The sequence below is a fragment of the Candidatus Nitrosocosmicus agrestis genome (assembly GCF_008389435.1).
In the GTDB taxonomy this organism is placed as follows: Archaea; Thermoproteota; Nitrososphaeria; order Nitrososphaerales; family Nitrososphaeraceae; genus Nitrosocosmicus; species Nitrosocosmicus agrestis.
This window is the reverse complement of record NZ_VUYS01000001.1, coordinates 19,362-42,298: the sequence shown is the minus strand read 5'-3', so window position 1 is coordinate 42,298 and position 22,937 is coordinate 19,362. Positions and strand designations below refer to the sequence as shown.

Genomic DNA, 22,937 nt, shown 5'->3' with positions numbered 1-22,937 from the left:
GTACTAGTCCTGTATAGGAATTGATGGGCCCGTAGCTCAGCCAGGTAGAGTACCGGACTTTTAACTTAAAAAAGAAAGAAATCCGGCTGTCTGGGGTTCGAATCCCCACGGGCCCGCTTCATAACTGAATCCTTTTTTAGGCCCGAAGTGATGGATATCGTTAGGGACAAGATTTGCAATCATTTGAGCATACCACTAATGGACCAATCATGATGGATTCTCCATATTTTAGGTTTATTTATGCACTAAAGGCCCCAGAAACAAAAAGACAGTATCCAAAACGAATGGAGGTTTTTCTTGATTATTTGAAACTGCAAGGATCAACTATCGAAGAAAAGGCTAATCAGTTCTATGAATTCATAAATCAAGACCCAAAGACTTTTCAAAATGCTTTGTTAAACTATTTCATCTTCCAAAATGAGCGGGCCAAAAGAGGAGAAATATCTCAATCAACCATTCCTAACTATTATAAACCAATAAAATTGTTTTGTGATATGAATGACATTGTCATTAACTGGCGATTAGTAACTAGGGGTATTCCAAAGGGAAGACATGCTTCAGAAGATAGAGTGCCTACTAAAGATGAAATAAAAAAGTTATTGGAATATCCTGATAGAAGAATTAAGCCAATCGTATTGACAATGGTATCATCTGGGATAAGGTTAGGTGCATGGGATTATCTTAGATGGAAACACGTTATTCCAATTATGGATGAAGAAAAAAATTCTGAAGTGATTGCTGCAAAGATCATTGTATATCCAGGTGAAAATGAGCAATACTATTCTTTCATTACCGTAGAAGCCTATCAATCATTGAAGGATTGGATGACATATAGAGAATCATATGGCGAAAAGATAACTGGAGAAAGTTGGTTGATGCGAAACCTTTGGAAGACAACAAATATGAGATATGGATCGAAAACAGGATTGGCACAAAATCCCATAAAACTAAAGAGCAGTGGAATAAAGAGCCTAGTCTGCAAGGGATTATTTCAACAGAATGTCAGACCGGTACTAGAAAGAGGTGACAAGCGTCATGAATTCAAGGCCTTACACGGTTTTAGGAAATATTTCAAAACCAATTGTGAACCTTTTATGAAACCAGCAAACGTTGAAATCTTGCTTGGACATGATTTAGGGATATCGAAGAGTTATTACAAACCCTTGGAAAAAGATGTCTTAAAGGATTATTTGAAGGCGACAGATGTTCTTACGTTTTACTCTGACAGTCGCCAATTAACTAAGAAACTACAGGATCTTGAAGTTGTAAATCAAAATAGTAATTACATCATAAATGGAAAATTACAAGAAAAGGAAAACGAAATCAAATTGCTAAAGGAGCAAGATCAAATGAACAATGAAGCGATATCTTTACTTTCAGATCAACTCAGAATAGTATTGGACAGAATACAAAGAATAGAGGAGAAACCATAGTTATTTTCATTCAATTTTTCCTGCGTAGTCAATTAGATCGTTTTTCATGATCATGTTGTCATCTTGTATTTTAATGTCAAATTGTTGGAGAATTGTGTATATTATAGGATATAGTGAAGCCAAGGACATCTCGGCATGAATTATCTTTTCCAATTTAGTAGTTTGTAATTTATTGTCCTTGATATATTGACTAATCTTATTTTTTTGATCCTCGTTTAATTCATAATTTGATACCTTGTCTCGAAATTTATAATACGAGTCGATAATAAACGACGATAACGCATTCTGGAGCCATTCTATGTCCTCTGGGGTTAGTTTCTCTGAAATGTTTTTGTCAACGTGGTATTTCTCCAGTGTTACTAAGTACACAAAAATATGATATGCACCAATTTGATTAGCAAATTCAAATATAGATTTTTGAAGTTTATTAACCTCATCTTTAAAAATATTATCCAAGACTTTTTTTGATATGTTCTCTTCTGTACCGTCAAACATTATTCCAAAGGTATTGTTTTCTTTTAGATCATTTGAGTAGTAGTCAGTTGAAATCATTCTTCTTTTGAATTTGGGAGCAATATTGTCCTCTCCCAGTATCTCATTTAAGAAATGTGAACTGAACGCTATTCCACCAATATATGACCTTCCGAGGTAGAGGGGATTAATATAGTATTTCCCCTTCTCACTATATCTCTTTATTAAGCCATGATTCATTAGAGTATTCATATATCTTCTTAAGGTTTCTCTATTCATGTTAACCATTTCCGATAATTCTTTCTGAGATAACCCGATTTTTCCATTCTTCATCACTGCTTTAATAATTTCATTCATTAGCCTTTTGTTTTTTAGTTGGATTAGATCTTTCCCGCCTTTTGTGGCATCTTCAATCATATGCCACAAAATATGGCATAATATATATATCCTTTATTCAATGGAAAATATGGAAATTTCAGAAAATAACGAACCAATCGAAAACAAGACAGAATATCGCAAAATCCAAGGTCTGGTAGGTGAGCATTCTTTTTCATTTGTACTACCAAAATTGTTCGCAATCAACCTGGGTATTGGAAAAGGTGATTTTGTCAAAGTCTATCAGCAAGAGAACAAGATTATCGTAGAAAAAGCATAAAAATAGAGGTGTAGAAAAATGATGAAAAATAGCGATATTCAACGACTGAAGAATCTGCTAGTCAACGTAATTGACGATTCAACTCGTTATATCTGGACTAAAAAAAGAACTTTAAATTGCATAACGGACCAGATTGACAGAGGATTATCTATTATTACAATACATGTAGGAAATTCTGAAAGTGGCCAATCAATCGTAAGTATTCTAGGCCGGTTTTCCGAAGATGAACAGCAAACCATCCTCAAGAAAATAATTGCTGAAGAATACAAGATTGACTTGTTAGAATACACTATTAAAGTAAAGCAGTAAGTTGACACACATTATGATTAAAGATCCAATATTGGGAGAATTGTTTCTCTAACATATCATTTCTTTTCACATTTTCAATTTAGTTCGTGATGTTCAAATTGTCTCGTAAACCAACTAATAGTTCCCAGAACAAAGAAGCAGATAATAATACTGAAGATCAATCTGTCGGCAAAAGAAAGTTCATCTTTTATAAGTACAGCAAGGATATTTCTCTTGCGGAATCCATTTTGATCGGTGGAAATCTACCATTGTTCTTACAAATAAGTAATGGTAAAGCCATTCTGAGAGACAATATTGATTTAGATAGACAGTTAATCTTACCTCCAGATAAGACTGAATATCTTAGCAAAGACTATAGTTTTTCTTCCATCGATGAAATAAACTTCTATATCAAAAGAGCATCAAAAGAAACTCTGGACTCATTATTTGTGAAAACAAAGAATATCTGGAAAAAATATTTTGATACTGACAAAAAGACGCTAGACCTCTGTGCTGCTGATACAATTTTCACTTATTTTCAAGATAAATTGGGGATGACACACTATCTTTTCTTTGTAGGTGATAACAATACTGGTAAAAGTAACGCGCTATCAGTACTGGAGCAATTAGCATATAGGCCACTCAAAGATGTAAACATCAGTCCGGCTAACATCTATAATTTCTTAGGTCAAGAAGAGGAAGGGCAAGGCATAATTCTTGAAGATGAAATCGATGACATAGAAGAACAACCAGAAAAAATGAAAATTTACAAATCAGGATATACAAGAGGATCAAAAGTCACCAGGATGTATGATTCTTCGGCTAGCGGAGTTAATAAATCAAAGCCTCAAAAAAGGTTTAACACCTACAGTTTTAAAGCATACACTTCTGAAAGACAACCAGGATTTTATAAAGCGAAGGGTTTCGTTGAAAGGATTTTTCCAATTCAGTGCACGGCAGGAAACCCTCTATTCGATATCCTTGAAGTTGTGAACGATGCGGGAGATAAAAAATACAAGAAATTAATAAGAGAACTAGAGGATTTAAGAAAACTATTACTTATTTTCAGGGTAATGCATTATGATGAACCTATTCCTGATCTAAATCTCTCCATTAAGAATAGAGAAAAACAACTCTGCAAGCCTCTGATAAGGTTATTTCAAGATACTAATGTACTAAAAGATATTCTCGATTCATTATCCAAGTTCATAGCAGATAAAAGAAATAGAAAATTAAACTCGCTTGATTCTTTTATCTATTCAATTGTGAAGGATTTGGCTAAAGAAAATAATGGATACAGGCTCACAAACGAAGACATATGGGAAATTGTATGTACCCTTCCAGGGAATGCCATCCCTTCAAAGCCTCATAGTTATCAAACAAATGAATTTGGTACTGTGTCTAAAACATTGATTTCAAGAATATGCGAGGACAAGTTTGGGGCTAAAAGAGAACACGACGGAAAACATAGGATCTTGGCATTTGATAACATAGGATTAAAAAGACTTGAGGACAACTATTTACCCATAAAACAGATAGAAATATTGAACAAGTCCAAAACTAACACAATTAACACAATTAACACTTTTTGGAAACATATAGAGAGCAAGAGCGACATACAGACAAAAAACCAGAGAACGAAAATGGATCAGATATCCTTAAATCTCAAAGAGAGCAAACAAAGTAATCTAGAAAATACTAATTCTATACCTAATAATTTTGATAAAAAAACCAATGAGGACTCTGATAAAGTGTTAGAACCGTTAAAAGTGTTAAAATCAGCATTACATAATTCTGAAAAAGAGCGAGAATCTCATTACCTTATCTACCTTAATAGTCATAAAAGAAAAGAAAATTCAGAGACTAGTCAAGGTCAAGCAGCAGATGACTATGAAATACCTTATAAGAAACCGTTCTTTTTTTGTGTAGAGCATCCTAATATTAAGAATATCCATCGGGAGGAAATAGTTCGTCATATTCAGTTATCTGATCTTCACAAAAAAGTAGATGGAAAAGATTTTGAGGCTTGACTTTTATAACTTCTTAATTGCCATCTATGCTAATGATTATTATTTCCATGCAATATCTTTATTATTTTGAGATTAGATATATGCAATATCCGCAATTAAAATGACTCTTTCATGTTCGTATAATAAAACAATATCATACAGAAGGGAAAGAGTACTTGTATTACTAACAAAAGGGCTTAAAGGATATCAGATTGCAACTGAATTAGGAGTAGACCCTGCCACTATCAGCAGAGATATACAATATCTGTCTAGAGAATCAAGTAACAATCTAAATTCCATGGTCAAGGAAAGTTTACCATTTATGTATCAAACATCCATTGAGGGTATAAAAACAGTATTGAATGAATGCTGGAATATTTACAACAACAAAGATGCTGATAATGAGGTAACATGGATGAACAAGTTAAATGCTCTGAAATTGGCGAAAGAATGTAATGAGTCTTTGTTTAAACTCATAGCGGAGGGACCTTCGCTTATCTATCTAAAGGAACTAGAGGAAAGGTTAGAGAGGGTTGAGAATAATTAAAAAGAAAACGCTTGATGATCTATCCAAGAAAATTAAGAAAGTAGAAGAAAAGGCTAACGAGATTGAAGATAATAATTTAAACAAAGATGAAAATGAAAAGACGCAAAGGTTTGGATTATACCATGCGATTAGAATGGAGAAATATACAAGACAAGGAGGAAATCCAACTTTAGGTAATCTTGATGGACAAGAATATACCTCTGAAGAATTTGAATATCATTTATCACATTGTTTGAATAACTATACTCCAGAAGAACGATATAGACAAAGGAAAGAAATGTACTATTTCCATCCATCTTACATAGAAATGGAGAAACTAGATTATTCGGGAGATAGAGCAAATGCGAAATACTGTACCGGGCACCAATGTGTTCCAGATTGTCCCTATTGCAAAGAAAATGGAAGAATAGAGGATGAACAAGTTGTCAAAGAATTTATCGATAGCATACAAATTTTGGAAATTGAAGATTATAAAAAGGAATTAGGAGAAGAACTAATTGAATCCATAATGAAGAGTTGAAATTAGTCTAAAATTAGCAGATAAATATTCTTCAAAAACCTAAATGCCGTAATTCTTGAGATGATTTTTTATTAAATTGTAATCTCTCATAGCGGCCTTTACCTCGCTGTCATTACTGACGTCTCTATCATATCTAACGGATCTAGATACAGTGTACAAACTTAGATATGGTGCTCTAATTTTTGTTAAATTGGGATCTCTTCTTACGCGTTCGTTTCGAAAATTATGTTTAGATGGGACAGGAGGATTAAATTTCTCAAAATATGCATTAATCAAATGTAATGACGAATAAAAAATACTTACCACTTCCCAATCCATATATTGAGGGGTTTTAACATTCATGTAGTTACAAGCGTCGATATTATGATTACTTTTCTTAATATGCCAACTACTTGACATTAATGCTTTCACCGGAAAGTTATTCTTTTTCCCGAAAATTTATCGAATGACTTATCATTTACATGCAATATACTTGGTTCAAAATTAATATTTGGAAAATTGTCCTCCAATTCAATTAATTTATCGATAATCTTATCAGAAATTCTTACTCGATCTTCATCTGTATGTAAAAACGTAGTTAATAATAGGCCATCCCTATTTTCGACTAGTACACTTTGTAGACAATCAATTTGTTTAAACAGTTCAATAATTTTGGACTCGATTTCCTCTAGAACATTAGAATTGTTGCTTAAATTATCCTTGTCTTTTTGCAATAATGATTCTAATAGTCCTCGAATGCTGTGCAACTCTCTGTACTGTGCTTGTGCAATATCATTGAGCATAAAAACAGCCTCTGTTAATCCCATCAAAGAAGGAACAATTCTCCACTCTTGCGTAGTAGAAATACCTATTGAATTTGGTACTTGAGTATTGTTAGTTGAGAACGCTATGAACTCCCTCTTACTATTTTGTGAATTTTCCATATTATTATAATTTGAAGTGGTTGTTATCATACCTGAGTTGGTTCCAACATAATGCTTTGAACGCCATACGTTCATGAATTGATCGTTATCAGTATTTCGTGCATCCATTACAATTCCCTGATTTCCTTATGATAGAAATACGCGGCTATTGCAAATACTGCTATTACCTTCGTGACTAATCCCCTAAGATCGACTGGAAGTTTATCAATTTGTTTAAACGGTTCAGAATTCTTTGTATAGTAATCACTTTCTAATAGTCTAAGATACAAATCCAGAGGGTTGTCAATCATTTTTGAGATTGATTCACCTGTCGCATTCCTTGTATGATATATAGCCATAGCCAACCTATAAATTATTGTTTGAGGATCGAGATGTTTTGCAGATATAACGTCTTTTACAACTATTGATAGTAACTTATTTGACGATATGTCTGGTAATATACTCATAGCATTCAAAATTTCTTCAGAGTTCTTAAATGCAGTATCATTACTTAATTTAGATTCTACTTTTTGATTGTCTAATATATTCACCAGAGCAATTCGAGAGTCGCTTATCCATTCATTGATGTTCCTTAATATTCCTAATCTAGTAAGAATTTCTAATCCAATTGCCATATCCGGTTGCCATATCCCAAGGGAGCCTTCATTTAATGGTAAATAAAGTGTGAATTTGTCAATAAAAAAAAGATCTTTAAGTAAATTAAAAATCTTCTTATTGACTTTTAATTCTAACTCAGAATCGCCTGCTTCTTCGACTGGTACTATTCTTAAATGAAAAATTGGAAAAACGGGAGAATGACTTGTCTTCAATACAAAATCAGAAAGTGATGGTTTATCTATTTTAAATGATATTGAGGAGTCTTTAGAAGACAATTCATTAATTCATCATGTTTCGTATATTTAACCTTTTGAATTAAGATCGAATTGTATCCCATGTGTGCAACTAGTAATGAGATAATTTATCCAACCTATCTAAAAATCAGTCTAACTCCCCATCTACAAGAGGCTTATAGTTCATTGTGGAATTCTGCCATATTTGACTCTAATTCTATATACTTGCATCATGGATGTAAATTAGTCCAAAACAAATCGAGAATAAAAAATTGAACTAAATCTGGTCATAGAACTTGGTATAGCAACCAAAATACTTGTGTTCATCAGAGAATAAAATATTTTAACTTGTTATATCAGGGAGGGATTTGAACCCTCGTCTTCCCCTTTGCAAGGGGGGTGTTATGCCTAACTTAACTACCTGAGGATAGTAAATGGGTATTTACACCCAGATTCCAATATGTAATTATTATTTATATTCGTATGTTTCAAGTTTTGAGACATTTACTCTTTCAAGGAGACTAAATAATCTCAATATAAGTATTGATTCGATGATAGGTACTGTTCAACCTTGAATCGTATCCCCACGCGCCCAAACTTAGTGTTACTGTATTAAATAACATTACTGGGAAAGTTTAATTTCAATATCCATAGGGTCATAACTTTGTACCACAAAATTTACAATACAGAGAAGTAACAGGATTGATGGATTTGCATTTGGGGTTAGAACAAACCTTGCTGTTTGCTTCAATAACTGGGTTTTCATTCAGATTTTTTTCATAATTATCTGCAGGAGGTCTTAATTGTGAATTAGACATTTTCCTCAAAATGTCGCTTTTTAATAACCGAAATTCATCCTCACTTAAGGCTCCTTTCATTTTTAAATCCGCTAATTTCCCCAATCTTGTATACAAATCCTCCTCCTCATTTTCTTTACTAGAATTTACGTTATTCTGAGAATTGGGTGTTGGACGCTTTCGTTCGGTACGACTCTGATTTGGAAGCTCGCCTTGTATCCCTTTTTGAATTAAGTTGATTACCTCTTGTGCAATTTGTTTATCGACAGCAGGAAGACTTATTTCCTCTGCTCGATTTCTAGTATTAAGATAAATTTCTGTAGAGAACATTCCGCGTTTTAGACGTACATTTGAAATATCTCGATAATTTACGTCAATGATATCTGCTTTCAATCCAAATAGTTTTGGATTCTTAAAAATTACACGTGTGTTAGTAACGTAGATGGAATTAGGAGTGCTTATGGATCCTCCCGGTACACCTTTTGCTTGTTTTGCTGTCAATAGTATGTCTTCCTGGTCCATTAATAATTTCTTCACTTCCGGATCGATATCATGAAAGGACAATCATTATGGAAATGCATTGACATTAATTTGAAATTTACTATATGTATGGTGTACAAAATATCTAGTCATGGTTTTTATTGGATCTTATTCCTTTATACCATCCAGTAATCAGTACAATAAAATATGTTAAAGACATCGACCGTTTTTTGACCAATTTTGACAATTACATAAAGATTTAAAAATAAATGTCCACTAAACCAACTGTTGTTACATTTGAGATATCGCAGTTCAAAAGCATTGTTAATACTTTTCTGTATTCCTCTTTCTCTTATTTTCCTATTGAGTTATTGTAATATAGATGTAGGATCAGCGCAACCGACGGAGAGTCTAAGTACAAATCTTATTTCATATGAGAATACTGACTATGGTATTAAAATCCAATATCCATATAATTGGAAAAATGTAGAAAGCGTTGACCAAAATGCAATTGTCACTTTTTCCGCACCTGAGATAAGAGAAAAGAAATCATCTACTTTGATAAATATATACCAACCTGCTCATGTAATCTTGGCAGTAGAGAATATCTCATCTTCAAATCTAAATCTTAATGATTTTACAAATAAATATTTAAACAGACTTTCTACCCTTAATACAGAATTTCAGATCAATAACATTACTGATGGAACCTTGGCTGGAAAGCCTGCAAAGATTATCTTTTCAGAAGAAATGGATTTGTTAAACCGCATTTCAGATGTGATGAGGATTTTTACTATTAGTGATGGAGCTGTATATCGTATAAACTATGTTGCAGACCCTCAATGGTTTTCTGAATACATACCTATCGCTCAGAAGATGATTGCTTCTTATGAAATCGTTAACCTGCCTAAAAATGAGCTAAATCCAATATCTTCTACTTTAACCACAGATCAAACTCAAACATCTGTCATAGGAGGAAATTCAAGTTTTCCTGGTTTAGGTAGTGCTACTCAGCCTATTGAGAATATACTTCCTGATAACTTGATTGTAACTGATAATACTGATAATAACGCGCGTCTTCCACTACGATTTGTAACTGACGGTAGTGGGATTACTACCGAAACAAAAACATCGGGAGTCCCCGAAGGAAGTATATTCGGTTACAATCCTGTTTTAACCTTTCACTTTGTTGAAAGACCAAATATTGGAATTGTGAAAGTAAATGATTTGATTATGGGTCAAATAAAGACCTATGATTCTTTGTCAGATATATTAGAAAGTTCTCAATATTGGAAAGATATTCCTCTTAACGATGAAGTAGTGCTGCAGCTTGATAACGCAGGGCTGCACTACTTGGTCGCATCCGTTCAGTTTTCAAATGGCACTAGTGGAATATATTCGTCGGTAGTAGATGTTGAATCAGATCAGAGAACTAAATCAGCCTCTGATTCTGAATTTGAACGAGAGCAAGATAATGGGGCAAACTATAATGTAATTAATTCAATGGATATAGAAGATATCTTAAACACTCCTGTATTTTATCAGAAATCATCTGCATTGATATGTTCTCATTTGTCTTTATATGGGTTCAAAATTTGCGAGGAAGGTGCTCAAAATCCATCTGGCAATGAAGATCTAGGTACTATTTCTATAATTGATGATAGTAATGGAGATGATGAGGACGATGAAAATAATGAAAACAATAATGACGATAATGAAGATGACGATGATGACAATGGTGATGATAACGACAATGACGATTAGTTAGGGATTAACAGTTTGCCAATACAAGGATTTGATATTGTGTGGCGTTATCAACCACATACCCTAAATCCATTATATTTTAGGTCTTCGCAAACTATTATCTGACTTATTTGCCAAAATGGATTGTTAACTTCGATTTTTGGTTTTGAATCATCAATAATGTTGTAGTTAGCGTTCTCCTTATCCATTCTATAATCTAAAAGATCGTCAGCATCAGATTCACTTCCGTAAGCATCAAGGTTAAATATTGCATGGTAAATTCCAGAAATTCCATTTTGAAAAGTAACTTCTAAAATGATAAAGTTTAGCCCTTTATTCTCAAATCGTAGCATTATCTCTTCATTGAGAGGGATATTTTTCCAATAAGTAGCATCCTCTAAAGCGTCCTCGACAGAATCATAGGACTTGATCTGACCTACAAGAATGTTCTTAATATTTACTATATTTAGACCACTAAAATCTTGCAAACTAAAAATCATGTTTTGATTCCAGTCATCAAGTTTGAATTTTACCTGCTTATTTACACTTGGCTTTTCTAATTGAGTAATTAGACCTTCTGAGAAAAATGCCCTAATTGGAATTTTATTATTCTTTCCATTATCATCTGTTAATACTATATTTTTAGGTAGATCATAAATTCCAATTGTCCTGGAAAGCGGCAATCCTTGTTGTACATCAAAATCTGATTGTGTATCTTGGTTTGGAAGGCTTTGTGTACTTAAATTAGAGATGTTATTTAGCGGCAATGGTGAATTATTGCCGCTACTGCTACTGTTATTGAGATTATTGTTGGTTGTAGTACTTATTGAGGATCTTAAAGATATTGTACCATAAGACTCCAATGAGGTGTTAAGGAATAAAAACAAAAGAAATGACAAAAGAAATATGATTAGACCATATACAGGAAATCGGTTTTTCAAATATCTAGTAATTTAGGATTAGAATATATAAGAATTTACAAACGATCTTCATGACAGATTTTTTTATTAATGTCATTGCTATGAAAAGATTTATAATTTCACCGAACCTAAATCAGGACATTGCGTACAGCTTCTAAAGTGACACAATTATTTTCAATCATTGTAATTTTGATGATGTCTCTGCCTCCAATGTCTTTGTCTACTTTTACTAATCTGGAAGTTGACTCTTTGACTATACCTTCTGTCCAAGCTCAACTTTCTGGTAATAATAACACTATAATCAAGCTTATAAGTACCTCAACTTATACCGATGACCTTGGCAATTTTCATATCATAGGTGAAGTAAATAATACCTCGATTCAGCCTCAAAACAATATTACAGTAACAGCTATTCTGTATGATACAAACAGTAGTGATGATAGTGTTGTTGGCAATTTTACTGCCTTCTCTTCAATTGGAACTTTAAGGTCAGGCGAATTATCTCCTTTTGATATAGTGATACAAAACCCGCAACTGATATTAGGAAAATTTAACTTTATGGAGTTCTCAACTACATCTCAATCTGCTACTTCTGAAAAACCATCTACCTTGGTTTTAAACGGCAGTAACTCATTTGTAGATAATGTTGGCAATCCTCATATAGTAGGTAACATAATAAACAAAGGACAATTTCCAGAACAGCTTTTGAATCTGGCTACAACATATTATGATAATTCTAGTTTGGGGATAGTTGGAACTCAAAGCTTTGGACTGAATGTAGCTAATCTTCCTAACAATCAAATGGCGCCATTTGATATTACTATAATTGATAATAAAACAAAATCTCAAGCTGCTTTCTATTCAATTAATATAGACTCAGTACAGAGTTCTATGAGTCCTCCCTTTAATCCAAAGTTTACATTTAACAATGGAGGTGGAACTACAACTGAACAATTTATTACTGGTGGATTATCTGCTCCACTTCCTTTGATAAATAATAATCAAGGATCTAATGATAATGATAATGACAATAATAACTCTGGATCAAGTAATGACGGTAGCGGTGGTGGTGACTTAGACTGTGAGGACATTGATGAAAGAAACTTCTTTGTAGGAAATAATGATCCAAACGGCTTTGATGGAGATAACGATGGCATAGGCTGTGAAGCTGAAGATCTAAACAATAACGGTGGTGACTTAGACTGTGAGGACATTGATGAAAGAAACTTCTTTGTAGGAAATAATGATCCAAACGGCTTTGATGGAGATAACGATGGCATAGGCTGTGAAGCTGAAGATCTAAACAATAACGGTGGTGACTTAGACTGTGAGGACATTGATGAAAGAAACTTCTTTGTAGGAAATAATGATCCAAACGGCTTTGATGGAGATAACGATGGCATAGGCTGTGAAGCTGAAGATCTAAACAATAACGGTGGTGACTTAGACTGTACCGATATCCAAGAATCTAATATGACGGTTGGAAATAATGATCCAAACGGCTTTGATAGAGATAACGATGGCATAGGCTGTGAAACTAATAATAATGACAACAATAATGATACGCGAGCCAACGATCTAAACTGCAGTGACATCGGGGAGACAAATATTGCGGTTGGAAGTAATGACCCCAATAACCTTGATGGAGATAACGATGGCATAGGCTGTGAAACTAATAATAATGACAACAATAATGATACGCGAGCCAACGATCTAAACTGCAGTGACATCGGGGAGACAAATATTGCGGTTGGAAGTAATGACCCCAATAACCTTGATGGAGATAACGATGGCATAGGCTGTGAAACCGACCAAAGAGGTGATGATCGAACAAATAATGATGAAAGTAACGACAATGAAAATAACAATGACGACAGTAATCCATGCACTGCAGAACAAGCAAGTCATGATCACACTTGTACAAGTAGCAGTGGAGACAATGACGATATAGATGACTGGACAGATCCACCACTAGAGGAAGAAAGTAGCGACACCACAAGTGAAAATGAGGATCAAAGTTCCACCAGCGAAGAAAATCCAAACAATGAAAATGAAAATGATGACTCTAACGACAATAATGATGAAGGATCTGACTCTGAAGAATCAAATGGTGAAGATGATGGCGGCAGTAACGACGAATCAAATGGTGAAGAGAATACCGAAGATTAACTAATTTTCTCTTTTTCTATACTCATCAGATTTTTCTAATGCCCTTTTTAGAAGATTATTCTTCAAACCTTTCTATGATTTCAAAATATGCTTGATTCAAACCTTTTCTTCTAATTTATACAAAGCTGTAAGTATGAATTAATAAATTAGTTGTTATATCTAATTTGATACTGGGATTCTATTCAATCTTGAATCGCATCCCCACGCGCCCAAACTAAATGATCATACCAAATTACTCGATATTAAGCACTAATTTGCATAACCTAATCACGAATTCGTAATGCAATTGGATGTTGTAGAACCCCACTAATTTATTTTTGATTCTATGGCATAACGAGAACTTAATAGTGTTGTGATGTTTAAATAAATTACTTTACTCTACACAGATAATAGAACAATTTTTAGTCCTGTTCCATCCCATGTTCTATGTTATGTCTAGCGATCATAAAAAAGTAGCCGTAGTGACGGGAAGCTCAACAGGTATCGGCCTTGAAACATCTTTGGCACTTGCTAGAAATGGTTTTCTAACTTGTGCAACCATGAGAGATTTGAAAAAGTCGGTTGAAATGGAAAATATCACTCGAGAAGAAAACCTTCAAATAAAAGTATTTGAAATGGATGTGGACAATGATAATTCAGTTATCACTGCGATTCAGAAAATAGTCAATGAATATGGTCAAATTGATGTCCTAGTTAATAACGCAGGCTATGGTTTGTTTGGAGCAATGGAAGACTTTACAATGGATGACATTAAAAAGCAATTTGAGACCAATGTTTTTGGTGTCATGAGAGTGATTCAAAATGTTCTTCCGACCATGAGGCAACAAAGAGGTGGAATAATAATTAATGTTAGTTCTATGTCGGGATTGGCGGGAATACCTTCTCAATCTGTTTATTCGTCTACAAAATTTGCAGTAGAGGGAATGAGTGAAGCATTATCTTACGAGTTAGAACCTTTTGGAATCAAAATGATATTAATTGAACCCGGGGTAATAAATACCGAATTTGTACAAGATTTAGTTCTGCCTTCAAATAAATATGGAGTGGATAAAAAAGGGAGTCAGATTAACCAGTTTGATGAGGATAGCAAGGAAACTTCATTATCTTTCTATAATGACACCATACAAAGATTCTTGACATTTTACTTCAATGCAATGAGTAAAGCTCCTCACCCCAGAGTTGTTGCAAACGAAATAATCAATAGTATCAATATGGTATCTGATGAATCAAACACTTCTAATCCTATCTTTAGAATAACAGTTGGAAACGATTCAAAAAAATACTCGAAGCTTAAGAAAGAATTAACTGATACTGAATTTCATGCTTTGTTAAAATGTGATTTGTTAAAATAGATGAGAGCTCTATTAGTTATAATAATAAATTAAATACTTTTTATAACTTCTAATATCGAGGCATCTTTTAAATTGGCACTTAACATAGTTAGCTGAAATTTTAATGATTAAGTCCTTATCCATATAAGGAACTTGTATTCGTCTTCTCTCGTAATACGGATTTGGTTATTGTTTATTAGAAACGAGAAGTTCGATAATCCTGTCTATCGTCTTTATATCCGCACCATAAATTTTTCTGATGTATTCAAGACCTGATACATGATCCTCTGCTGAAAATGCTTGCGTCCCATCCTCTGCTATAATTATTTTCAACCCCCTTGTAAAAGCGTCATATGATGTATGTTTTGCGCAAATGTGTGTATGCACCCCAGTAATTATTATCGTGTCAACACCTTTCCCATCATATACTCTAACCAAAGATTTATCCAGAGTAGTTCTGTCAAATGCGCTATACGTTCTTTTTGTAATAACCGTGTCATACTTTTGTGGTTTCAGTTCATCAATAATTTGTTGTCCGACTGTACCTTTCATTGCATGAGGTCCCCATAGATCTAATTCATAGCTATCAGTCGGAAGGTGTTCATCTACACAATAAAAAATAGGAATTTGATTATTCCTGGCTATACCTAACAAAGTGCGAATATTTGGAATAATCTCTAATGCCCTTTCACATTTTAAACTACCTTTAATAAAGTCATTTAACATGTCCAATACTAAAATTGCATATCTAGCCAGGTCTTTTTCACAATACTAATACTTTGGGTGCTAGATATCTTTCTTTCTTCTATGCTAGCGATGTGTAAATCTTTGATATTATTGGTTATATTTGATTTCAATAAATCTTATCGTTAATTAATATCCATGTGAATATCGCGGGGAATGAAATATGTTCTAAGAATGTTATGAACTGGACTTAATTTCAATTACGTCAAATCCTTTACATTCGAACTCTACTACGACCCAGACCTTTATCCCTTCGGATGAGGATTGTTACGATTATCGGATATCCAAAATTATCATTGCATCAATGTTAAGAGAACATACATAATGTAGGATCAAGGTTAACTTAAAATAGAAATCTGTTAATTTACCACTAAGTTATATGTAGTAGTTTGATTCCAACCAATTGGCCCATTGTATTCATTACCACCTGTTTCATTTGAAGATGTTTTAGGATCTATTTCTCCTTTTACCTTCAACTCGTACTTACCTGGAGGCAGTGGCTTTAGAAAAAGCCAATTTCCATCCGCTACAGCTTGTGTTGTTTGAGCAGTTAAATTCAATATGTTATCTTGAGGCAATGTGAAGTTAAATAAATCTGTTTGAATGCGATACTCATCAATATTGGGTATAGTGATATTATTTAGGGAAGCTTTTGCTCCAGTAACAAAATCCTGCATATTTTTGGCACACTCTCTTAGTTCTTCTTCAGTTTTCAGTTCCTTAAACTCTGCAAAAGAACATTCGGAATTTAATGTTGTAATTAACAGCGCAGTATTTTGAGGTATGTTACAAGTGCGTTCAACTGGATGCTCATATGCTAGAGTCAAAAACCATACAGGACCATGTTGATTTTCATCACAATGCTCTCCAGTATCATCATATGATGGGTTATTGTTCCAAGGGATGGAATACGTCCATTGCCACCACTTTTCAGTCCAGTCAGCATAGGAAATATTGAATGGGCTTGAATTTGAACCGTATGCTAAACTAGAAATATTAGAATCCGCACTAGCCATATCTTGATTTACAAGACTCTCATTTCCTTTAGATGCAAACGAGGCGTTAGTGGGTAATATTGCTATCAAAAGTACAAAAAACAATACAATTATTACTGATTTTTCCATGATGTTTCCAATTCAAAATCATTATTTAACTTTTCATAATGCTTGAGTCGGATTAAATCCTAAGTTTCATTTCACTGCTTTTGTACTATCGTTCTGTTATTTGAGCCAATGCATATAAAGATATGATATTGAATTGATGTCAACTGGGTCACCGCTTTCTGATGTCTAGAGAGATAGCATCAATGTATTAGAACCCTACTACCACAAGGAACTTAATCCCCACGCGCCCAGACTGTTACTAGGTAATATACCAAATCCATAGAAATTGAGCACAAATATAATAAATCATGTCAAAGAATTCATTGTGATGAACATGTTATAGAACCCTACTAATGAGAACTTAATTTTCATATGTGAGAACTGTGAGATAAAACTATATACAAATCTCCAAAAATGTTAATAGCTACACGATTAAAGATAACTAGACAATGAGAATTGGACTTAATTTTGATGGAATCAAGGTTTCTGACTATCAAAATCGTTCAAAGCCTCTACCACCACAAGAGTATATACAGAATTCATTCAAGATTTTTCTGGAACATGGTATTGATGCAATAAGGATTCCTGTTTACTGGGAATCTTATGAAAAAGATCCGAATGGTTTTATTGAAGAATTAAATCTTATATCAAATGAAGCTAATAAGAACAATATTTCATGTATATACGATAACCATCAGTGGGAATGCTCTTCGTTCCTTGGTTACGGAATAGGCTTTCCAAATTCTATTATATCTCCACTGTTCCAAAACAATTCATTCCATTATGATCCTCACAAACATCCTTCTAGGAAAGATGTAGAAAAATTTTGGAATAATTGGTGGGATAGAACAATAAAGTCATTTGATGGGCAGGATGGATGGACTAAGCAGTTAGAATTTATACAAAAAGTAGTAGAGACGGTGAATGACAAGAAATCCACCCTTGCATTTGAACTTTTAAATGAACCACAAGTATTTAGGTATCGCGATTTTAAGAATATTTCAAAATATCATGACAATTTGCTAAGTAAGGTTACTGATCTTACTGATAAGCCATTGATATTTTGTTACAGTTATGCTGGTCGTTTACTTGCATTTAACCTTCCATGGATACAAGCCAAAATTAAACCATCATTGCCTGTGAGAAATGAGGTCATCTTTGATATTCATCCTTATCCTCCCTACTACATAGTAATGTTATATTTTAGATTGGTCTTAAAGCTAATGAAAATTAATACAGTTTTGGCTGGCGAGTATAACTCTGGCACTGGAGAAGGAGTAGAAATTAGTTCAAGTCAACATGAGCGATATTTAAAAACTTTCAAAAAGTTCATACCTTATGGAATAATGTTTTGGCAATGGTCATACATAAAGGACAATGATCATCCGGCATTCAATTTAGCAAAAAACGTTGATGGCGTAATAGCACCTAATGAGAACTTTAATAATTTAGTTAAAGCAAAATCTAAAGTCTAAGTTTATTATTAACTGCCGTTCAAATTTATCTTTATACTTCAAATTTTGCTGAATTTTTGCAATTATATTGATAAATGATATAATAATTTGAAAAACTAATCGATATAAAAGTAAAATATAAATATATCAATGAATAGCTGTTTTCATTGAGTCTAACTCAGAATTGTGATATTTATGTGGCTATTAAGGATGAAGGAATCAATCGAACTATTCAACTGATTATGCAACAAAGACCCTCTCTCTTTAATTATGGTACAAATGACCTAAATAGTCATCCTAGTATTGTCTGTAATCCCATAGATGCACATGGTAGTGTTAGAGCCGCTGGAAACCCTTTATTGACTCCTATAAAACCTGTTCCAGTAGTTGGATCTTCACCAAATTCATTTATACCCGCTTGTTTTCAGATTAATGATTTTAAAATTGATTTTTACAAGAATGACCAGTTTACTATGCCACAAGAAATCTCTTTGAATAATCAGCAGTTAGCCGTTTACACTAAGATTTCTGTAGGTTTAGGTTGTCCTACACCTGATGAATTACGATCATTTTTGGAATCTATAAAAATATATAAAAGGATACCGGATTTTCGCAGAGAAATATTTATCCCTACCAGGAATCTCAATTGTTTTTCATTAGAGTTTTTTGCAACCACTTCAATGAAACTAGGTCCAAGTCTGGCCAAATTGAGTCTAGAAGATTTTGAGATCAAGGATCTGACGCCGACTGAAATGGAGAACATGATTGAATGTTATGTAATGCTTGTGGCAAAATTAATGTTACCTCAAATAGAAGATATGCTCTTAAAAGAAATGGTAAAGACAAGGAAATTGCCTGATCCCCCGGATCCAAGTGGACCTGAGATAAATATTAAAATCTCTCCATCGGCACAAGTTCCCAATAACCCTGCAAGTGAAGATGATCAATTAAAGCTATTTCTAAATATAGATTATCTAACAATGGCATATACTATTTCCCAGTTATCAGGCAGTGGTCCCAAACCTATTACCAAAATAGAAAAACCTAGAATTAGAACCGGTCCTTCAGACATGACAGTTGCGATATCTGAAGATGGTTTCAAAAAGATTTTTCAGGCCGCTATCCAAGGAATCAAATTTTCATTCGAAGACACCATTGGTAGTACTTTCACTATTCATTATAAGATTGTAGGAAAGTTGAAGGGTGGTTCTATTAATTTTGAAAATAACTATATGGAAATAAAAGAACTAGACATCTTTTGGGAGACATTCAAGATAACTTTTGGTGTTGATGTACCTACCATTCCAATAATCCCTAGTGGATGTCTGGATATACCTTTCGATGGCACAGTATGTTCACCTGGATATTCACTCTTTACCAAAAACCCCGATCTTAGTATTCCAATAGATGTGAGTGGATTTACCTCCGAGGTTACTGTCTTTAGAGCAAATCTGAAAACTTGGTATACCACATATGCGGGTGGAATCAATAAATGGGAGTTTCATTTAGATCCGTTGCTCCCGATACAGATCGACTTTGTCGATTTAGCAGATACTATAGCAGATAAACTTGAAGATTTCCTTGACAATGTTATAAATATTTTATCGATCCCCAGTTGGGCCAAAGCAGCTGTCGATGCAGCCAAAGATCTGATAATCGATACAATCCGTGCTGCATTGGATATTCCAAGTGATATTCTTGCTTGGGTACAGACACTCTTAGTTGATGTATTAGATCTTAATGACAATATATGGAAATGGATAAAAGATTTTTTCGATGTCCAAGTTGCATTATTTGCATTTGAAGATCCTCTGACTGTTCTTCCAGAAACTGATAAATTTACCCATATACCTGCATTAAAAGATCTGTATGATCCTGTCGCGATCAATCAGACTATTAATCCTCCATTGGTACCAGTAAAATTACCTATTGAATATATAGGCATAGAAATCAACAATAATGAGTTAATCGTTAAAGCAGATATAGGAGCAACGATATGACTACTTTGAATTTTAATCTCAATCGTTCTCTATTCGAAAAAAAAGATTATGATAGTAAGTTTGTATCTGTGCTTCAGTCTTTACACCATAGGTTTGTAAATGAGGGTCACTATACCTGCAATATATATAACAGGAACAGATTGCTCAAGACTATTAATATTAGTGTTGGAAAGGAGAACAAAGCATTAACGAATAACTTGGACATTAATGAAATTCTAAGAAATAGATACGACCATTATAATTTATCAACAAATAACTACTTTGGATTTTATGTCTCTGATGGTTTTATGCAATACTCTATTTCAATATATAGTTCAAAAAGCAAACAGGAAATTGAATTTGATAGTTCTAATCTGAGAATGAATGATATCTTTTGCGTATCTTTTATAAAACCTGGTAAATATATCGTTGAAAATAGATTAGTTTCTGCACGGATGTTGGTTGAAGTGTTTCCATTTGATAAAAGATCTGTTAGGCCAAAAAAGATAGAGGTAAAGGATAAGTTTGAATCAGAAAGAATCGAATTGATGCAAACAGAGACATTATTTTTTATAGTAAACAATGAAAAAAATAATCAGATTGTAGTCAGATACACAGATGAACAAAGTGATACTAAAGATTCCAAGTAATAGATATGCCAAATATTTTTCATTCTTACTGACTTGGAACAAATTATACCCTAAATTATGACTTTACTCTGTTTTTAAAAATCGATCCAATATTAATCAAAATGGATCACCCAAAATTTCATTTTATATTAACAATGCTAAATGTTTGTGTATAATAGAACCCCACTACCACAGGGAACTTAATCCCCACGCGCCCAGACTGTTACTAAGAAGCAATTCAAATTGTCCTATTTAAAGCACAAATAAGCATACTCAGGTCAAAGAATTTACTATTTGTAAAGTGTAATAGAACCCTATTATTTTCGGATTTCATATTCTAATTCTAAAAGTGCTAGAATATTAGAGTATTGCATCTAGTTAGCAAATGCCATATATTTTTTCTATTGTAGCAAATATATGAATAAAACAAATATTCACAACAAGAAATACGTAATTACAGCATCAATCGCAATAGTGGTCGCATTAGCTTTGATAGCAAGTCCCATTGTATCTATGGATGACGCCTTTGCAACCAAAAAGAGGAAAGGTAATGTAGCCGAACAGTCTATATCACAATCACAATCATCAGTTCAGAATGCCTTGTGCGCTTCTGGTGGAACAACTTTCCTATCATGTAATAACGTTAGCTTCCAAAATCAAAAAAACACTGGTAACAATGCATTAGCACAACAAGGTGGAAATGGGAAAGGTGGCAACTCTGGAGAACAAAGCATCAGCCAATCACAATCAAGCGAACAAAACAGCCAGGTAGTATCTGGCGGTGACACAATCGGCTCTGGCAACAATATCAATGTTCAGAATCAGGAAAACTCTGGTAACAATGCATTAGCACAACAAGGTGGAAATGGGAAAGGTGGCAACTCTGGAGAACAAAGCATCAGCCAATCACAATCAAGCGAACAAAACAGCCAGGTAGTATCTGGCGGTGACACAATCGGCTCTGGCAACAATGTAAACGTTCAAAGCCAAACAAACAGTGGTAGCAATGCAGCGGCCCAAAGTTAAGTCCAAAATCATCTATATTTTTCATTTGAATTTTCAGCATGATTCTGGATAATGTGGGTATAATTAATTATTTTATAGAACCATGTTATCATAATGATTTGTTATTATTAAGACAATCCATTGTCATTTACTTTGTTATTTGTCCACGAATTTCGCCATCTGTATTAAACAAACTTAAGGAATCAGGGTTATTCGTATAAACTTCTATATATGCACTACCATTATCAAAAAGCTTTACCAAATCGGTTATGTTTCTGCTGCCAGCTAATGGCCCAAATTCGAAGGCTTGAGTAAAAATTGTTCCATTAAAAAACAATTTGGTTCTTTCATGTTCTGCACCTGCATAGGTACAACAAATTTCGGAAGGTAGGAATATAGAGTTCCGATATAGTGTAACCACAGTAGGTCCATTATCACCTACTTTGCCAAAGTGAATGTCAATTCTTGCGACATCATTATGAATATTTGTCAAGTTTATTTCATAATACATTTCATTATCGCTATAATACTGTGGATTGATCATAAATTTAACAACCCCTGTTGTGTTTGTGTTATCTCCCGTTAAAGTTGCTATATAAGATTGATTTTGTTGACCCTGTTGCAATAACTTTGATTCGGATGATACAACCGTTACAGGTGTCTGAATAAGAAAATATGATGATACGAGTATTATAATCGTCAAAGTTAATGCGGCATACATGATTTAACTCATTTAGTATCAAATTAATTATAAAGTATTTATTAACAAAGGGAGTAAACTGACTCGATATTATGGATATATTATTTAAATGGAATAGTTGTTATTAAGATAATCGTAAATTTGTTCTTATAATATGACGGCTCCATATGTTCTTGGTTTATTGCTATCCTCATCGGCCAAAATTTT

General features: G+C 33.6%; 22 protein-coding genes and 2 tRNA genes. 14 read left to right on the top strand and 10 right to left on the bottom strand.

Annotation, left to right across the window (positions count from 1 at the left end):
- Positions 1 to 25 precede the first annotated feature (25 nt).
- Together F1Z66_RS00210 and F1Z66_RS00205 are read left to right on the top strand one after the other, a co-directional pair.
- A tRNA-Lys gene (locus F1Z66_RS00210) sits at positions 26 to 116 on the top strand.
- A gap of 57 nt (positions 117 to 173) precedes the next feature.
- A complete protein-coding gene (locus F1Z66_RS00205) occupies positions 174 to 1,433 on the top strand; it encodes a hypothetical protein (RefSeq protein ID WP_149861593.1) in 1,260 nt (419 codons plus the stop codon).
- Positions 1,434 to 1,439: 6 nt separating this feature from the next.
- Here the strand turns inward: F1Z66_RS00205 and F1Z66_RS00200 are convergent, their stop codons facing one another.
- Positions 1,440 to 2,321, bottom strand: coding sequence for a winged helix-turn-helix transcriptional regulator (locus tag F1Z66_RS00200; RefSeq protein ID WP_149861592.1), 882 nt, complete (start codon positions 2,319 to 2,321; stop codon positions 1,440 to 1,442).
- A 49-nt stretch (positions 2,322 to 2,370) separates the two neighbouring features.
- On the opposite strand from F1Z66_RS00200, the gene F1Z66_RS00195 reads away from it, so the two are divergent.
- The 5 genes from F1Z66_RS00195 to F1Z66_RS00175 all read left to right on the top strand — a co-directional run bounded on the left by F1Z66_RS00195 (position 2,371) and on the right by F1Z66_RS00175 (position 5,923).
- Positions 2,371 to 2,559: an AbrB/MazE/SpoVT family DNA-binding domain-containing protein gene (locus F1Z66_RS00195; protein WP_149861591.1), complete on the top strand. Its 189-nt coding sequence runs from the start codon at positions 2,371 to 2,373 to the stop codon at positions 2,557 to 2,559.
- 18 nt (positions 2,560 to 2,577) lie between these two features.
- Positions 2,578 to 2,868: a hypothetical protein gene (locus tag F1Z66_RS00190; protein ID WP_149861590.1), complete on the top strand. Its 291-nt coding sequence runs from the start codon at positions 2,578 to 2,580 to the stop codon at positions 2,866 to 2,868.
- Positions 2,869 to 2,966: 98 nt separating this feature from the next.
- Positions 2,967 to 4,877, top strand: a complete 1,911-nt coding sequence (locus F1Z66_RS00185) for a hypothetical protein (protein ID WP_149861589.1) — start codon at positions 2,967 to 2,969, stop codon at positions 4,875 to 4,877.
- Between the two features lie 100 nt (positions 4,878 to 4,977).
- Positions 4,978 to 5,403: an HTH domain-containing protein gene (locus F1Z66_RS00180; protein WP_149861588.1), complete on the top strand. Its 426-nt coding sequence runs from the start codon at positions 4,978 to 4,980 to the stop codon at positions 5,401 to 5,403.
- The gene (locus F1Z66_RS00175) at positions 5,390 to 5,923 is read left to right on the top strand and encodes a hypothetical protein (RefSeq protein ID WP_149861587.1); all 534 of its coding nucleotides are present in this window, start codon (positions 5,390 to 5,392) and stop codon (positions 5,921 to 5,923) included. Before F1Z66_RS00180 ends, F1Z66_RS00175 begins: the two co-directional genes overlap by 14 nt.
- A gap of 39 nt (positions 5,924 to 5,962) precedes the next feature.
- Here F1Z66_RS00175 and F1Z66_RS00170 read toward each other — a convergent pair whose 3' ends face one another.
- From F1Z66_RS00170 to F1Z66_RS00150, 5 genes are all read right to left on the bottom strand, one after another.
- Complete coding sequence (locus F1Z66_RS00170) at positions 5,963 to 6,322, bottom strand: hypothetical protein (RefSeq protein ID WP_149861586.1); 360 nt, start codon at positions 6,320 to 6,322, stop codon at positions 5,963 to 5,965.
- A gap of 8 nt (positions 6,323 to 6,330) precedes the next feature.
- On the bottom strand, positions 6,331 to 6,954 hold the full coding sequence (locus F1Z66_RS00165) for a hypothetical protein (RefSeq protein ID WP_149861585.1): 624 nt from the start codon (positions 6,952 to 6,954) through the stop codon (positions 6,331 to 6,333).
- Positions 6,954 to 7,718 carry a hypothetical protein gene (locus F1Z66_RS00160; protein WP_149861584.1) on the bottom strand — a complete coding sequence of 255 codons (765 nt, stop codon included), beginning with the start codon at positions 7,716 to 7,718 and terminating at the stop codon, positions 6,954 to 6,956. The genes F1Z66_RS00165 and F1Z66_RS00160 overlap by 1 nt, the downstream gene beginning before the upstream one ends.
- 313 nt (positions 7,719 to 8,031) lie before the next feature.
- A tRNA-Ala gene (locus F1Z66_RS00155) sits at positions 8,032 to 8,104 on the bottom strand.
- Between the two features lie 228 nt (positions 8,105 to 8,332).
- Entirely contained in the window at positions 8,333 to 8,995 is a 663-nt protein-coding gene (locus F1Z66_RS00150) for a PH domain-containing protein (protein ID WP_149861583.1), read from the bottom strand.
- Between the two features lie 321 nt (positions 8,996 to 9,316).
- Between F1Z66_RS00150 and F1Z66_RS00145 the strand changes: the two genes are divergently transcribed.
- A complete protein-coding gene (locus tag F1Z66_RS00145) occupies positions 9,317 to 10,717 on the top strand; it encodes a hypothetical protein (RefSeq protein WP_149861582.1) in 1,401 nt (466 codons plus the stop codon).
- Positions 10,718 to 10,767: 50 nt separating this feature from the next.
- Here F1Z66_RS00145 and F1Z66_RS00140 read toward each other — a convergent pair whose 3' ends face one another.
- A complete protein-coding gene (locus F1Z66_RS00140) occupies positions 10,768 to 11,559 on the bottom strand; it encodes a hypothetical protein (protein ID WP_195907431.1) in 792 nt (263 codons plus the stop codon).
- Between the two features lie 249 nt (positions 11,560 to 11,808).
- Between F1Z66_RS00140 and F1Z66_RS00135 the strand changes: the two genes are divergently transcribed.
- Both F1Z66_RS00135 and F1Z66_RS00130 read left to right on the top strand, forming a co-directional pair.
- Positions 11,809 to 13,785: a hypothetical protein gene (locus F1Z66_RS00135; RefSeq protein WP_195907430.1), complete on the top strand. Its 1,977-nt coding sequence runs from the start codon at positions 11,809 to 11,811 to the stop codon at positions 13,783 to 13,785.
- Positions 13,786 to 14,216: 431 nt separating this feature from the next.
- Positions 14,217 to 15,137, top strand: coding sequence for an SDR family oxidoreductase (locus F1Z66_RS00130; RefSeq protein ID WP_159357300.1), 921 nt, complete (start codon positions 14,217 to 14,219; stop codon positions 15,135 to 15,137).
- Positions 15,138 to 15,302: 165 nt separating this feature from the next.
- Here F1Z66_RS00130 and F1Z66_RS00125 read toward each other — a convergent pair whose 3' ends face one another.
- Positions 15,303 to 15,848, bottom strand: a complete 546-nt coding sequence (locus tag F1Z66_RS00125) for an isochorismatase family protein (protein ID WP_255437870.1) — start codon at positions 15,846 to 15,848, stop codon at positions 15,303 to 15,305.
- A 371-nt stretch (positions 15,849 to 16,219) separates the two neighbouring features.
- Positions 16,220 to 16,984 carry a hypothetical protein gene (locus F1Z66_RS00120; RefSeq protein WP_149861578.1) on the bottom strand — a complete coding sequence of 255 codons (765 nt, stop codon included), beginning with the start codon at positions 16,982 to 16,984 and terminating at the stop codon, positions 16,220 to 16,222.
- Between the two features lie 428 nt (positions 16,985 to 17,412).
- Here F1Z66_RS00120 and F1Z66_RS00115 point away from each other — a divergent pair, with 428 nt between their 5' ends.
- The 4 genes from F1Z66_RS00115 (at position 17,413) to F1Z66_RS00100 (ending at position 22,051) form a co-directional block, all read left to right on the top strand.
- Entirely contained in the window at positions 17,413 to 18,438 is a 1,026-nt protein-coding gene (locus F1Z66_RS00115; RefSeq protein WP_149861577.1) for a cellulase family glycosylhydrolase, read from the top strand.
- Between the two features lie 146 nt (positions 18,439 to 18,584).
- Positions 18,585 to 20,417, top strand: coding sequence for a hypothetical protein (locus F1Z66_RS00110; protein WP_149861576.1), 1,833 nt, complete (start codon positions 18,585 to 18,587; stop codon positions 20,415 to 20,417).
- Entirely contained in the window at positions 20,414 to 21,046 is a 633-nt protein-coding gene (locus tag F1Z66_RS00105) for a hypothetical protein (RefSeq protein ID WP_149861575.1), read from the top strand. Before F1Z66_RS00110 ends, F1Z66_RS00105 begins: the two co-directional genes overlap by 4 nt.
- A 396-nt stretch (positions 21,047 to 21,442) precedes the next feature.
- Positions 21,443 to 22,051, top strand: a complete 609-nt coding sequence (locus F1Z66_RS00100) for a hypothetical protein (protein WP_149861574.1) — start codon at positions 21,443 to 21,445, stop codon at positions 22,049 to 22,051.
- A gap of 127 nt (positions 22,052 to 22,178) precedes the next feature.
- Here F1Z66_RS00100 and F1Z66_RS00095 read toward each other — a convergent pair whose 3' ends face one another.
- The gene (locus F1Z66_RS00095) at positions 22,179 to 22,751 is read right to left on the bottom strand and encodes a CHRD domain-containing protein (RefSeq protein WP_149861573.1); all 573 of its coding nucleotides are present in this window, start codon (positions 22,749 to 22,751) and stop codon (positions 22,179 to 22,181) included.
- Positions 22,752 to 22,937: the final 186 nt, after the last annotated feature.

Coding starts and splice junctions, on each gene's coding strand:
- F1Z66_RS00200 (WP_149861592.1), bottom strand. CDS start 2,321: ATGATTGAAGATGCCACAAAAGGCGGGAAAGATCTAATCCAACTAAAA.
- F1Z66_RS00195 (WP_149861591.1), top strand. CDS start 2,371: ATGGAAATTTCAGAAAATAACGAACCAATCGAAAACAAGACAGAATAT.
- F1Z66_RS00190 (WP_149861590.1), top strand. CDS start 2,578: ATGATGAAAAATAGCGATATTCAACGACTGAAGAATCTGCTAGTCAAC.
- F1Z66_RS00180 (WP_149861588.1), top strand. CDS start 4,978: ATGACTCTTTCATGTTCGTATAATAAAACAATATCATACAGAAGGGAA.
- F1Z66_RS00170 (WP_149861586.1), bottom strand. CDS start 6,322: ATGTCAAGTAGTTGGCATATTAAGAAAAGTAATCATAATATCGACGCT.
- F1Z66_RS00165 (WP_149861585.1), bottom strand. CDS start 6,954: ATGGATGCACGAAATACTGATAACGATCAATTCATGAACGTATGGCGT.
- F1Z66_RS00150 (WP_149861583.1), bottom strand. CDS start 8,995: ATGGACCAGGAAGACATACTATTGACAGCAAAACAAGCAAAAGGTGTA.
- F1Z66_RS00135 (WP_195907430.1), top strand. CDS start 11,809: ATGATGTCTCTGCCTCCAATGTCTTTGTCTACTTTTACTAATCTGGAA.
- F1Z66_RS00130 (WP_159357300.1), top strand. CDS start 14,217: ATGTCTAGCGATCATAAAAAAGTAGCCGTAGTGACGGGAAGCTCAACA.
- F1Z66_RS00120 (WP_149861578.1), bottom strand. CDS start 16,984: ATGGAAAAATCAGTAATAATTGTATTGTTTTTTGTACTTTTGATAGCA.
- F1Z66_RS00115 (WP_149861577.1), top strand. CDS start 17,413: ATGAGAATTGGACTTAATTTTGATGGAATCAAGGTTTCTGACTATCAA.
- F1Z66_RS00105 (WP_149861575.1), top strand. CDS start 20,414: ATGACTACTTTGAATTTTAATCTCAATCGTTCTCTATTCGAAAAAAAA.
- F1Z66_RS00100 (WP_149861574.1), top strand. CDS start 21,443: ATGAATAAAACAAATATTCACAACAAGAAATACGTAATTACAGCATCA.
- F1Z66_RS00095 (WP_149861573.1), bottom strand. CDS start 22,751: ATGTATGCCGCATTAACTTTGACGATTATAATACTCGTATCATCATAT.